We start from the raw sequence: 13,339 nt of genomic DNA, 5'->3' as shown, positions 1-13,339 counted from the left end.
TCCTCCTAGTGGCGGGGCAGCGTGCCGAGCACGGCGGCGATGAGCTGGTCGTAGGTGTGGTCAAGGTCTTCTGGCAGGCCGAACCCGCCGCCCGCCTCGAGCGAGGCGAACCCGTGCGCGACGGCACGCATGCAGCGAGCGGCGTGGATGGTGTCGGAGGGTGAGAGGTCGTAGGCGCGCAGCGCGCCGAGCACGACCTCCATCAGCTTCCCGCCCGCCGAGGCCAGCGCGGGATCGTGAAGCGGATCAAGGGGCGCGGCGGCATACCGCGCGGGGTGCTCTTTCACGTAGGCGCGGTAGGCGTGCATGAGTGAACGGACGGCGTCCTCACCGCCACGTCCCAACACGGCGCGCGTGAAGTACTCGGCCATGTCCTCCAGCACCCGCGAACCGAGGAGCGTGCGCAACTCCCCAAGCCCGGCAACGTGTTTGTAGAGCGAGGGCGTGGCCACCCCGGTCCGCTGCGCCACGGCGGCGAGTGTGAGCGCCTCGGCCCCGTGCTCATCCACAACGGCAAGGGCGGCGTCCACCACCGCGGTGGTGGAAAGCCCTGCCCTAGGCATGACGGCTACCTTGCATAGCCGTAAAGCTAATGTACTTAGCTTTACCGTGTCAACAGTCGCCCGCTGTCACAATGAGGCCCATGTCGATCACGCCCCGCATCGCCGAGTTCTGGGACGAGGCCGCCGATTCCTTCGACAAGGAGGCAGACCACGGACTGCGTGACGCGCAGGTCAGCACGGCCTGGGACGCCCGGCTGGCGTCGTGGCTGCCCACCGCGCCGGCCGATGTACTCGACCTGGGCTGCGGCACCGGCTCCTTGTCGCTGCTACTCGCCCGACGCGGCCATCGCGTGACCGCGGTCGACCTGTCGCCGAACATGGTCGCCAACGCCCGCGCCAAACTGGCCGACACCGATGTCCGCGTCCTGGTCGGGGACGCGGCAGACCCTCCGCCCCGCGAGGTCGACGCCGTGCTCGTCCGGCACCTGCTCTGGACGCTGCCCGACCCCGAAGCCGCCCTGCGCCGCTGGATAGCCCTGTGTCGCCCGGGCGGCAGACTGGTCCTCATCGAAGGCCGCTGGGCGACCTCCGAAGCAGACAGCGCCTACGTCGAAGGTTCGCAGTCGCTCCCGTGGACCGGTGGCGTGAGCGCCGAAACCCTTGCCAGCACACTGAAACCGCTCGTCACCGACCTCCGGGTCGAACCACTCACGGACCCGACCCTGTGGGGCCGCACCATCACCGACGAGCGCTACTGCCTCATCGCCACCGTGTGACCCTGCCCAGATCCAGGCGCGCCAGCGGGTCCTCCTCCGCTCGCGCCCGCATCGCGCGCACGGCTTCCGCTGCCGCGGTCGGCCCCGCTGCCCGGGCCGTCGCAGGCGCGATGGTGGCGCCCGGTACCGGGCCGGGGTCATTCCGTGGTCGTGCCCTGCCCTGTGAGTGCGAAGCGCGCCGTGCTCTCCACGGTGTCGGCGACGTCGAGGGTCTTGTCCTCCACGTAGTCGGCGGTCACCGCGTCCAGCATCACGCGGGCGCCCGTCGTTTCCTCCGTGATCACCACGTCGGTCTCGTCGGGAAGGGCGGCCACCGACATCTCGAAGTCGTCCTCGCCCGCGCGTGCCTCCACGCGTAGGCCGCCGCCTTGGCCCACGCCCTGCGTGCGCGTGAGCTTCTGTATGGCCAGTCCCGCCTCCGGCGTGATGTGCAGCATGCCTTCTGGCTGCCCGACCGGCGTCGCGGTCAAACACCTCAGGGGATGAAGTTAGGTGTATGTCAAAAGGGCGCCTCCTCGAACACGGACGGCAACAGGGACAAAGGGGTGGGTGTTGGTCCGGGGGATGGGGTGGTCAGCGGTAAGGCGGCTCCTCAGCGGTGGACGCGTCCAACTGAAACGAACATGTGTTCACCTTACGACGACGCCCCGACAACTCGCCACGGGGTTCACTCGATCTGGCTTGTCGCCGAACGCCCGGCATCCGCGCAGCCGTACCGCTCCCCGTGATTCGGGAGATCCACGCCACATTCGCCGACTCGTGCGCGGGCCCCGGCTCCTCCCTGGTGCTCGCGAGTATGCTCGCCGTCGTCCGGATGCAATGGGTGTTGGGCCGGACGATCAGGCTGTGACCCGTCCCGTGGATGCCCACCGGGTCCTGACCAGGCAGGAGAGTTCTCGCACGCACTGTTCGAGAACCTCGCGGAAGGCTGGTCGGACCTGCACCAGGGATCCCGGAGAGCACATATGCCGGGGTTTGTCGGAGGTAGCGGATAGGCTCTCCTACGGTGGTGGACGCCTGAGCACGGGCGCGCCATGAATCGGGAGACGACCAGACGTGACTGCGGGAACCTTTTACGGTGCCGACGATCTGACCCACCTCGAGGGCCTCGAGGCGGTGCGAAAGCGGCCGGGGATGTACATCGGCTCGACCGACAGCCGAGGCATCAACCACCTGTTCAACGAGGTCGTCGACAACTCGACCGACGAGGGCATCGCCGGGCACGCGAACAAGATCGTGGTCATACTGCACGCTGACGGCAGCGTCCAGGTCGACGACGACGGGCGCGGCATCCCCACCGGGGTGCACACCAAGTCCGGCCTGTCCGGCGTCGAACTCGTGCTGACCCGGCTCCACGCGGGCGGCAAGTTCGGCGGCTCGGGCTACAAGACATCCGGCGGCCTCCACGGCGTCGGCGCGTCCGCGGTCAACGCTCTGTCCCACCGGTTCGACGTCACGGTGAAGCAGGACGGCAAGGTCCAGCAGATGTCGTTCGCGCACGGCGTGCCAGGCGAGTTCGACGGCCCGGGCCCGAAAGCCAAGTTCACCAAGCGGTCCGGACTGAACGTCGTGCGCAGGATGAAACGCGGCGAGGCGACCGGCACGTCCATCCGCTACTGGTACGACACGCGGTACTTCGAGAACGGCGCCGCACTCGACGTCGACGCCGTGCGCTCGAAGCTCCGCAACACCGCGTTCCTGGTGCCGGGCGTGACCTATGTGTTGCGGAACACACTCGAAGGCGCGATCGACGAGGAGACCTTCCACTACCCCAATGGTCTCGCCGACATGGTGGAGTTCCTGACCCCGGCCAGCGACAAACCGGTGTGCGACACCATCATGATCAACGGCACGGGCACCTACCGGGAGAACGCCGCCGACGAGAGCGGCGTCATGCAGTCCAAAGTGGAGCGTACGGCCGAGGTCGAGATCGCGTTCCGCTGGGGCACCGGCTACGAGCGCACCATCGAATGCTTCACCAACACCATCCGCAACATGCACGGCGGCACACACCGCCGAGGCTTCGACCGCGCCGTGGTGAAGGCCGTCAACGAGGCCATCGGCAGGACCCGAGGCCTACTGAAGCCAAAAGAGGACCCACCGACACTCGACGACGTCGAGGAAGGCATGACCGCGGTCGTGCACGTCAAGATCCCCGAGCCGCAGTTCACCTCCCAGACCAAGGACGAACTGTCGACCGCCGGGATCACGAGGGTCCTGCAGTCCATCGTGGAGCGCGAAGTCCGCGCGTGGTCGGAGAACCGCAAAACCAAGACCGAGGCGAAGACCGTCCTCCAGAAAGTCGTCGACGCCGCCCGCGTCCGGCTGACGCAGAAACAGCAGAAGGACGCCGCCCGCCGCAAGACCGCCCTAGAGGGCGCCGCGATGCCCCCGAAACTGGTCGACTGCCGCACCACGGGCATCAGCCGCAGCGAACTTTTTCTCGTGGAAGGGGACTCCGCCCTCGGCTGTTTCACGGGCGACACCTTGGTCGCGCTCGCGTCCGGGAAGAGTCGTTCCTTCGCCGACCTCGCCGAGGACTGGGCGAAGGGGATCAAGCACTTCGGCTACACGACCAACAAAGCGGGGCGCGTCGTCGTCGCGCCGCTGGTCGAGCCACGCATGACCAAGCGGAACGCCCCGCTCGTGCGCATCACGCTCGATCACGGCGAGTCGGTGCGCTGCACGCCGGACCACCTGTTCCGCCTTCGTGACGGTTCCTACCGGCGAGCGGACGAGTTGGCTCCCGGTGACTCCCTGATGCCGCTGTACCGTTCGGTGTCCGCCAAGTCCGCCGGCGAGAAGCTGGACGGATACGAACGCGTGTGGATGAACGACCGCGAGGAGTGGGTCTACACGCACTATCTCGCGGACGGCTACAACCTCCGCCACGGCCTGGACAGTGCCGACAACGGCACAGTCCGTCATCATGTCGAGGGCTATCGGGCTTGGCTCACCAGTGGCGGGCTCGAGTTCAAGTCCGCGATGCTGTCCGACCAGTGGAAGGACCCGGCGTTCCGCGAGTGGCAGGACCCGGAACTACTCGCGTGGCGGCGGGAGAAGACCATCGAGCAGGTCGCCGACCCGGCTGAGCGGGGACGCCGGAAGTACGTCGAGTCGGTGCCGCGGGCCGTTCGGGTCGCCCAACAGAACGACGGTCGGCGGCTCGCCGCGCTCAAGCGGGTCTCGGCATTACTTTCGATGTCCGACAGTGAGATCGGTGCCGCGTACGACGCCGAGCGGATGCGCACCGCGCGGACCGGGCTCCGGTTCGACCGCCTGCTCGCCCACTACGACGGCGACTACTCGCGCCTGCGCGAGGCCGCGGCCCAGATGAACCACGCGGTCGTCTCGGTGGAACCGCTCGAGGAGACCGCTGACGTCTACGACCTCACCGTCGACGGGTACCACAACTTCGCGCTCGAAGCCGGCGTCTTCGTGCACAACAGTGCGCGTCTTGCCCGAGTGTCGGAGTACCAGGCGCTGCTTCCCTTGCGTGGCAAGATATTGAACGTCCAGAAGGCGAGTCTCGCTGACACGTTGCGCAATGTGGAGATCGCGTCGATCGTGCAGGTGCTCGGGGCCGGGAGTGGGCGAACCTTCGACCTGTCGACCATGCGGTACGGCCGCGTGATCCTGATGGCGGACGCGGATGTCGACGGGTCGCACATCCGCACGTTGCTGATCACGTTGTTCGCGCGGTACATGCGGCCGGTGATCGAGGACGGACGGCTGTTCGCCGCGATGCCTCCCCTGCACAAGATCACCACCAGGGGGCGTAACCCGGAGACGCACTTCACGTTCACCCAGCGTGAGATGGAGACCAAACTCGCCGCGTTACAGAGGGCCGGTAAGCAGGTCGTCACGCCGGTGCCGCGGTTCAAGGGGCTCGGTGAGATGGACGCCGACGAGCTGTGGGACACCACGATGAACCCGGCCACGCGTTCGGTGCGGCGTATCACGATCGACGATGTCGAGGCCGCGGAGAAGGCGTTGGAACTGCTCATGGGGGAGAAGGTCGAGCCGAGGCGCGCCTGGCTGGTCGAGTCGTCCGCGCGGGTCGACCAGTCGGCGATCGACATCTAGAGGGACTAGGGAAACATGGCACGCCGCAAGGGCCCATCCGCGACCAGGGTCGACCCGTCCGCTTTCGACCGTGCGGGCGCCCAGGTCTTCGACAACTCGCTCAAGACCGAGATCGAGGACTCCTACCTGGAGTACGCGTACTCGGTCATCCACTCGCGTGCGCTGCCCGATGCCCGCGACGGTCTCAAGCCTGTGCACCGCCGGATCCTGTACTCGATGAACGAGAACGGCTACCGGCCGACACACGCGTACGTGAAGTCGTCCCGTGTGGTCGGTGACGTGATGGGTAAGTACCACCCGCACGGCGACGGCGCCATCTACGACGCGATGGTCCGCCTGGCGCAGGACTTCTCGATGAACGCGCCACTTGTAGACGGACACGGTAACTTTGGGTCGCCAGACGACGGACCGGCCGCGAGTCGTTACTGCGTTGTAGGCGACACGCGGATCCGACTCGCGGACGGCTCGAGCCCGCGTATCGCCGACGTGGTCAACCTGCCACCGGATTCCGAGGCGGACGCCGACTTCGAGGTGCTCGACAAGGACGGCAAGGCCGTTCGCGTCAACAAGGTGTTCAACTCGGGTGTGCACCCAACGCTTCGCGTCACCTCGAAGTCCGGTTTCTCGGTACGCGGCAGCGAGAACCACCTTGTGCTGTGTCTCGAAGCACCGATGGGTGTGCCGATCTTCCAGTGGCGGCGACTCGACGAGATCAAGCCGGGGATGGTTGTCTGCATCGCCAGGAATTCCTGGATGCAGGTCATCCCGACGGCACGTGAGTACATGCTCGGTGTGCTCGGAGGCGCCTGGGTCTCCGAAGGTTGGGCGAGTGAGAACCGCGCCGGCTTCAACAACACCGATGAGCACTTCTTCAGCGAGGTGCTTCACGCCTACGACCAAGTCGTGGGAGGAACCCGATACGTCTCCGAAAGGCAGACGCGCCGCGATCGGAAGCGCATCCAGGAGATGGACATCCAGGAGGGTGGCATGGCCGCCTTCCGCGCCAGTCCTCTTGGCGAGCTCATCGGCTACCACGCAAGGGAGAAGTTCGTTCCCGAGTTCGTGTGGTCTGGCGGCTGGGGGGTCAAGCGCGCGTTCCTGATGGCGTTGTTCGAAGGAGACGGGGGTCCGAGAGTCGCGTACGATGGGTTTACGATCCATTACTCAACGTACAGCGCGCGGCTGGCCAACGAGGTCCAGGAACTGCTGGCCGAGTTCGGTGTCATCGCCACAAATCGGAAATACACGCGTGCGAGTGGAGCCGTCGAGCACCGTCTCGTTGTGTCCGGCCTGCGGAACGTCCGGGCGTACACCGAGCGCGTTGGGTTCCTGCGTACCAAGCAGGCCAAGCCGCACCAGCTCCTCAGGCGTTCGCCGTTGCGTCCGCACCGTCTCAGCCAGGACCGTGTGCCGTTCGTCGCGGACTACGTGCGCGGCGCGCTCGACTTCGATCGGCGTGGCAGTGGCCGTAAATGGTTGACGCAACACAACTTCGACCGTGTGGAACGCTGGGAGACGGAGCGGCTCCGGATCATTGATCGGATCAAGGATCCGGAGATCCTGGCCACCATCCTTCCGATCATGGACTCCGGCTACCGGTTCGAAGAGGTCGTCGGCATCGAGGCTGGTGAGCCTGCCGAGGTGTACTCGGTCCGGGTCGAGTCCGACGATCACTCGTTCCTCGCCGGTGGGTTCGTCAACCACAACACCGAGTCGCGGCTGTCCAATGAGGCCATGTTGCTAGTCGGGGAGTTGGGCGAGGACACGGTCGACTTCCGGCCCAACTACGACGGGTCGTTGGACGAGCCGTCGGTGCTGCCGGCCGCTTTCCCGAACCTGCTGGTGAACGGCACGTCGGGTATCGCGGTGGGGATGGCCACCAACATGATTCCGCACAACCTCGTCGAGGTGGTCGGGGCTGCGCGGTGGCTGATCCACCACCCGGAGGCCTCGCTCGACAAGCTGATGGAGTTCGTCCCGGGGCCGGACCTGCCGACGGGCGGGATGCTGCTGGGGCTGGACGAGGTGCGCCGGGCCTACGAGACAGGCCGCGGGGTGGTCCGGATGCGGGCCAAGGTGGAGATCGGGCCGCTCGAAGGGAGCCGGGGGCGGCAGGCGATCACGATCGTCGAGCTGCCGTACGCCGTCGGGCCCGAGAAGATCATCGAGAAGATCACCGACGAGGTGACGAAGTCCAAGCGGCTCACCGGGATCGCGGACGTCAAGGACCTCACCGACCGGGAGAACGGCACTCGTGTGGTGATCGAGTGCAAGGTGGGTGTCAACCCGCAGGCGCTGCTGGCCGACCTGTACCGGTTGACGCCGATGGAGCAGTCGTTCGGCATCAACAACCTGGTGCTGGTCGACGGGCAGCCGCAGACGCTGGGGTTGAAGGCGCTGCTCGAGGTGTTCCTGCGGCACCGCTACGAGGTCGTCACGCGGCGCACGAAGTTCCGCCGGCGTAAGCGGGAGGAGCGGCTGCACCTCGTCGAGGGTCTGCTGATCGCGTTGTTGGACATCGACAAGGTGATCCGGCTGATCCGCGCCAGCGAGGACGCGGCCGCGGCGAAGGAAGGCTTGATGAAGCGGTTCAAGCTCTCCGAGATCCAGGCCACCTACATCCTCGACACGCCGCTGCGCCGCCTGACCAGGTACGACAAGCTCGAACTGGAGCAGGAGCAGGAGCGGCTGCGGAACGAGATCGCCGAGCTGACCAAGATCCTCGAGAACGACTCGGTGTTGAAGCGGCTCGTCTCGTCCGAGCTGGCGAAGGTCGCGAAGGACCTGGGGGCGGAGCGGCGGACCGCGCTGATCGACGGTGACCTCAAGGAGGTGCTGGCCGCGTCGAAGCCGGCCGGCCCGTTGGAGGTCGCGGACGACCCGTGCCAGGTGATCCTGTCGGCCACCGGTCTTGTCGCCCGCACGGCGGCCGAGTCGGAGGAGGCGACCGAGGCACGCAAACGCAGTGGCCGCGCCAAGCACGACACGGTGTCCTCGGTGGTGCACACGACCGCGCGTGGGCAGGTGCTGCTGGTCACCAGCCGCGGGCGTGCGTTCAAGACCGACGTGCTGCCGCTGCCGGTGCTTCCGGAGGCCGGCGGCACGGTGTCGTTGCGTGGCGGCATGGCGGCGAGCGAGCTGGTGCCCCTGGAGAAGGGGGAGAAGGTCGTCGGCATCGCGCCGCTCGGTGAACGTGCCGAGGGCTCACCGGGGCTCGCGCTCGGCACCCGCCAGGGCATCGTGAAGATCTGCGCGCCGGAGTGGCCGGTCCGCTCCGACGAGTTCGAGGTCATCGCGTTGAAGGACGGCGACGAGGTCGTCGGTGCGACGTGGTTGACCGACGGCGAGGAGACGCTGGTGTTCGTGTCGTCCGACTCGTCGCTGCTGCGGTTCAGCGCGTCGCTGGTGCGGCCGCAGGGCGTGAAGAGCGGCGGCATGGCGGGCATCAACCTGGCGGCCGACGCGTCGGCGGTGTTCTTCGCCGCCATCCGGACCGACGACAACGACCATGGCGAGCCGATGGTGGTCACGTGCACCGGGCAGAGCGTGAAGGTCACGCCGTTCGGCCTGTACCCGGCGAAGGGCCGCGCGACCGGCGGCGTGCGGACGCACCGCTTCCTCAAGGGGGAGCACCAGTTGGTGCTGGCGTGGGTCGGACCTCGCCCGGCAGGCGCGTCGAACACGGGGTCGTCGGTGGAGTTGCCCGAGGTGGACAAGCGCCGGGACGGGTCGGGCACGGCGCATCCAGGACCGGACGTGATCGGGCACTTGATCGAGCGGGTGTGAGCGGGTTGCTTTTGTTGGCCGGGGCCGTGGGTGGGCCCCCGGAGGGGGAGGGCGACGGCCGGGTAGTGGGCTGGTTTGGCAAGGCCGGCCTCCGGGTTGAGCCGGATGGCGCGGGCCTGATGTCCTGAGGGGCCACCTCGGGACGTGGCCGGTGTCCTGAAAGACGCGTTCGTGTCGTTGAACGTCCCGATCGCGTCTTTCAGGAGCAGGGTCAGCGGGTCAGTGCGAAACGGCCTTCGCCCCTGGCGACCGTTACTTCCCCCGTGCAGGCCTGGTCCGTGACGATCGCGGTGAACGGGCCGGTTGTCGCGGGGACTCGGCCGGTGCCGATCCAGACCGCCGGTAGTTCGCGGTCCACGCAGTCGCGGGGAAGTTCGCGGGCGGCCGCGGTTCCCTCGTGTACCACCACGATCGCCGGGAGGCCTGTCGCGTAGACCGGGGGCGGTGGAGTGGTTGGTGCCGGGGGCGCTGCCGTCGGCGTTCCCTCCGTCTTTGTCGCACCCGGCAGGGACAGGGCGTAGCCGGTGCCGCCGAACAGGGTCAGGACCGCCGCTATGGCCAGGATTCGGCGGGCCAGGCGGAACGTGCCGCGTACCTGCATGACGGCCGACTCCGCCAGTACCAGCTCCCGGTGGTCCTGGTACATCCTGAGCTTGTCGTCGATCTCCGCCAGGGCCTGCTTTTCCGTGGTCAGGGTCGCGCGTTCCGAGTCCAGTTTTGTCGCGGCCGCGGTGTACATGGCTGAGGCCGTGCCGATTTCGGTCTGGTTGTCCTGACGTTTGCGTAGTTCCTCGAGCAGCTTCGCCAGGTCCGCCACCCGCTTCTCGTATCCTTCGACGGCAACCGTGTGCTTCGCGACCGTCGGCGCCAGCTTCGCGTGTTCGGACTCCAGCTCACCCAGTTTCTGGATCAGCTTCGTCACCGACGCGGGGCGGTCGTCCTCCAGGTTCGGGCCAAGGTGGGCTGAGGACTCCGGGCCGTGCAGGATGTTCACGAGCTCGATGCGGCTCGCCAGCCTGGGATTCCACAGTGCGCGCAGCTTGTTGACCATCAACACGGGCTTGTCCTTGGCCCACACGAAGCCCTGCGCGTCGATCTTCTGGATCTCCCGCAGGTCGCAGTCCAGCTCACCGAGGCTCGCGTCCTCCGGCTCGTTCACCAGCGACACCGCCACCACCGCGCTGACGATGCCGGCCACCGCCAGGAGCAGGCCGCCGAGCAGCCACAGGCCGTTCGGCCATGTCAGCTCCACGTCCGCGATGCCGGCGAACGGCAGTGAGCCGAAGATCAGCGCGCCCACCGCCGCGAACGCGGCCAGCATCCAACGTGCCGTCTTCTGGTAGCTCTGTCGGGCATCGCGGGCCAGTTGCACCGCCGCCGAGTTGGTCGGGACCGCGCCGCCGGCGGGTTTCTCCTCGTCCTTGTCCCCCGCGTCCGTGGCGGTTTCGGCGAACTTGCGTATCGCGTCCGCCGCGGCCGTCAGCTTCGAGAAATCCATGGGCGTGAAGGTAACCTGCGAGAGTCGATCGGTTACCGCGAGGGATGTACCAAGCGATGCGCGTTCAACGAAGAGCGGCCCATATCCTCGCGGTCGTGGCCATGACCACGACCGCCTTGTCCATGGCGGGCGCCCCTGCACACAGCGCCCAGCCGGCCGGAAACCCCATGGCTCTGTGGTACGACGAGCCCGCCACCGACTGGGAGTCCCAGTCACTGCCCATCGGCAACGGCGCGCTCGGCATGACGGTGTTCGGCGGGGTTCGGTCCGAACAACTGCAGTTCAACGAGAAGACACTGTGGACCGGCGGGCCCGGCTCGGCCGGCTACGACTTCGGCGACTGGCGCGCTCCGCGACCAGGTGCCATCACGGAGGTCCAGAACCGGATCAACGCCGAGCAGCAGGTCGCCCCGGAATGGGTGGCCGGCCTGCTCGGGCAGCCGAAAACCGGGTACGGCAGCTACACGACGTTCGGCGACGTCCGGCTGACCCAGCCGCAGGACCCGCCGAACGTCGCGAACTACCGGCGCGGCCTCGACATCGGCAAGGCGCTCGCCGGAATCACCTACACCGCCGACGGGGTCACGTTCAGCCGCGAGTACTTCGCCTCCGCGGCGGACGACGTGATCGTCGCGCGGCTCACCGCGAGCCAGCCTGGGCGGATCGGCTTCACCGCCGCGATCACCGCGCCGGACGACCGGTCGAAGACGGCCACCGCGCGGAACGGGCGGATCACGTTCGCCGGCAACCTCAACGACAACGGCCTGCGGTTCGAGTCGCAGCTGCAGTTGCGCAACGAGGGCGGCACCCGGACCGACAACAGCGACGGCACCGTCACCGTGGCGAACGCCAACGCGGTCACGCTGGTTCTCGCCGCGGGTACCAACTACTCAACCGCCTATCCCGCCTACCGCACGAGCGACCCGCACGACGCCGTGACGAACCGGGTGACCGCCGCGGCCCGCAAGTCCTTCCAGGCACTGCGTTCCGCGCACATCGCCGACTACCAGCGCCTGTTCAACCGCGTCGCGCTCGACGTCGGCCAGCGGATGCCGGACATCCCGACCGACGAGCTCCTCGGCGCCTACCGCGACGCGAACACACCGGCCGCCACCAGGAAAGCCTTGGAGGTCCTGTACTTCCAGTACGGCCGGTACCTGCTGATCTCCTCGTCGCGGGACGGCTCGCTGCCCGCGAACCTGCAGGGCGTGTGGAACACCCACCAGTGGGCGCCGTGGAGCGCCGACTACCACGTCAACATCAACCTGCAGATGAACTACTGGCCCGCCGAGACCACCAACCTGTCGGAAACGACGAGACCGCTGTTCGACTACGTGGACTCGCTGGTGCCGCCCGGCACGAAGACGGCGCGGGAGATGTTCGGCAACCGGGGATGGGTGGTGCACAACGAGACCACCCCGTTCGGTTTCACCGGCGTGCACGACTGGCCGACCGCGTTCTGGTTCCCGGAGGCCGGCGCGTGGCTGGCGCAGCACTACTACGAGCACTACCTGTTCACCGGCGACGAGAACTTCCTGCGCCAGCGGGCCTATCCGGTCATGCGGGAGCTGTCGCGGTTCTGGTTCGACGAGCTCGTCGCGGACCCGCGGGACGGCAAGCTGGTTGTCAGCCCGAGCTTCTCGCCGGAGCAGGGCCCGTTCTCGGCAGGCGCGTCGATGTCGCAGCAGATCGTGTGGGACCTGTTCACCAACACCGCCGAGGCGGCGACCACGCTGGGGGACAACGCCTTCGCGGCCGAAACGCGTGGTTATCTCGACCGGCTCGACCCCGGTCTGCGGGTCGGCGGCTGGGGTCAGCTGCAGGAGTGGAAGGCCGACTGGGATGAGGAGAACAACGAACACCGGCACGTCTCGCACCTGTTCGCGCTCCACCCGGGCCGCCAGATCACCCCGCAGGAGGACCCGGCGCTGGTCGACGCGGCCCGCGTCTCGTTGACCGCACGCGGCGACGGCGGCACCGGCTGGAGCAAGGCCTGGAAGATCAACTTCTGGGCTCGGCTGCTGGACGGCGACCACTCCCACCTGATGTTGTCCGAGCTGTTGAAGAACAGCACGCTCACCAACCTGTGGGACACGCACCCGCCGTTCCAGATCGACGGCAACTTCGGCGCCACGGCGGGCGTCGCGGAGATGCTGGTGCAGAGCCACCGCGGTGTCGTGGACGTCCTGCCGGCGCTGCCGGAGGTCTGGGCGACCGGCTCGGTGAAGGGCCTGCGGGCGCGCGGCGACGTGACCGTCGATGCCGCGTGGGCGAACGGCGTGCCGACCCGGATCGCGCTCCGGACCGGACAAACCGGGCCGCTGACGGTGTCCAGCGAACTGTTCGACGGCAAGTTCACGGTCGTCGACAAACGGACCGTGAAGCGCGTCCCATTCCAGCGGGACGGCCGCGAGATCACGATCAACGCGGCGGCCGGGCACACCTACGTGGTGCGCTGACCGAAGAGCCCTGGCAGGGCGCGGGCGGATTCCAGGGGTCGTCGCAACACAAGTGGTTAACTGGCTTCGGTCAGGAGTTTAGCGAGGCGTTCGGCTGGGGTGTCCCAGCCGAGCGTTTTGCGTGGGCGGCCGTTGAGTTCGGCGGCGACGGTGTCGAGGTGGTCGCGGCCGTGAACGGACAGGTCGGTGCTCTTGGGGAAGTACTGGCGCAGCAGGCCGTTGGTGTTCTCG

At 67.6% G+C, this 13,339-nt stretch carries 8 protein-coding genes; 4 read left to right on the top strand and 4 right to left on the bottom strand.

The features are described 5' to 3' along the window. Positions 1 to 5: 5 nt before the first annotated feature. Positions 6 to 563 (bottom strand): TetR-like C-terminal domain-containing protein, encoded by a 558-nt coding sequence (locus VF106_RS05315; protein WP_330838419.1) that lies wholly within the window; start codon positions 561 to 563, stop codon positions 6 to 8. An 80-nt stretch (positions 564 to 643) separates the two neighbouring features. On the opposite strand from VF106_RS05315, the gene VF106_RS05310 reads away from it, so the two are divergent. Next, the gene (locus VF106_RS05310) at positions 644 to 1,279 is read left to right on the top strand and encodes a class I SAM-dependent methyltransferase (RefSeq protein ID WP_330838418.1); all 636 of its coding nucleotides are present in this window, start codon (positions 644 to 646) and stop codon (positions 1,277 to 1,279) included. Positions 1,280 to 1,416: 137 nt separating this feature from the next. Here the strand turns inward: VF106_RS05310 and VF106_RS05305 are convergent, their stop codons facing one another. Next, positions 1,417 to 1,749 carry a hypothetical protein gene (locus VF106_RS05305; RefSeq protein WP_330838417.1) on the bottom strand — a complete coding sequence of 111 codons (333 nt, stop codon included), beginning with the start codon at positions 1,747 to 1,749 and terminating at the stop codon, positions 1,417 to 1,419. Positions 1,750 to 2,335: 586 nt separating this feature from the next. Here VF106_RS05305 and VF106_RS51160 point away from each other — a divergent pair. Next, complete coding sequence (locus VF106_RS51160; RefSeq protein WP_524535850.1) at positions 2,336 to 5,365, top strand: ATP-binding protein; 3,030 nt, start codon at positions 2,336 to 2,338, stop codon at positions 5,363 to 5,365. Between the two features lie 15 nt (positions 5,366 to 5,380). Further along, positions 5,381 to 9,151, top strand: a complete 3,771-nt coding sequence (locus VF106_RS05290) for a DNA gyrase subunit A (protein WP_330838416.1) — start codon at positions 5,381 to 5,383, stop codon at positions 9,149 to 9,151. 211 nt (positions 9,152 to 9,362) lie between these two features. On the opposite strand, the gene VF106_RS05285 is transcribed toward VF106_RS05290, so the two are convergent. Continuing rightward, entirely contained in the window at positions 9,363 to 10,649 is a 1,287-nt protein-coding gene (locus tag VF106_RS05285) for a hypothetical protein (RefSeq protein ID WP_330838415.1), read from the bottom strand. A gap of 101 nt (positions 10,650 to 10,750) precedes the next feature. Between VF106_RS05285 and VF106_RS05280 the strand changes: the two genes are divergently transcribed. After that, positions 10,751 to 13,108 carry a glycosyl hydrolase family 95 catalytic domain-containing protein gene (locus VF106_RS05280; RefSeq protein WP_330838414.1) on the top strand — a complete coding sequence of 786 codons (2,358 nt, stop codon included), beginning with the start codon at positions 10,751 to 10,753 and terminating at the stop codon, positions 13,106 to 13,108. A 56-nt stretch (positions 13,109 to 13,164) separates the two neighbouring features. Here the strand turns inward: VF106_RS05280 and VF106_RS05275 are convergent. After that, a partial coding sequence (locus tag VF106_RS05275; RefSeq protein WP_414638872.1) for a transposase occupies positions 13,165 to 13,339 on the bottom strand: 175 nt, incomplete at its 5' end.

This window comes from Actinophytocola sp. (genome assembly GCF_036378875.1).
In the GTDB taxonomy this organism is placed as follows: domain Bacteria; phylum Actinomycetota; class Actinomycetes; order Mycobacteriales; family Pseudonocardiaceae; genus Actinophytocola.
Note: the sequence above shows the minus strand (reverse complement) of the source record. Positions and strands in the feature narration are given on the sequence as shown.

What these genes read in the sequence shown, in the direction of transcription:
- VF106_RS05310 (WP_330838418.1), top strand. Translation starts at nt 644, where the DNA reads ATGTCGATCACGCCCCGCATCGCCGAGTTCTGGGACGAGGCCGCCGAT.
- VF106_RS05315 (WP_330838419.1), bottom strand. Translation starts at nt 563, where the DNA reads ATGCCTAGGGCAGGGCTTTCCACCACCGCGGTGGTGGACGCCGCCCTT.
- VF106_RS05290 (WP_330838416.1), top strand. Translation starts at nt 5,381, where the DNA reads ATGGCACGCCGCAAGGGCCCATCCGCGACCAGGGTCGACCCGTCCGCT.
- VF106_RS05280 (WP_330838414.1), top strand. Translation starts at nt 10,751, where the DNA reads ATGACCACGACCGCCTTGTCCATGGCGGGCGCCCCTGCACACAGCGCC.
- VF106_RS05285 (WP_330838415.1), bottom strand. Translation starts at nt 10,649, where the DNA reads ATGGATTTCTCGAAGCTGACGGCCGCGGCGGACGCGATACGCAAGTTC.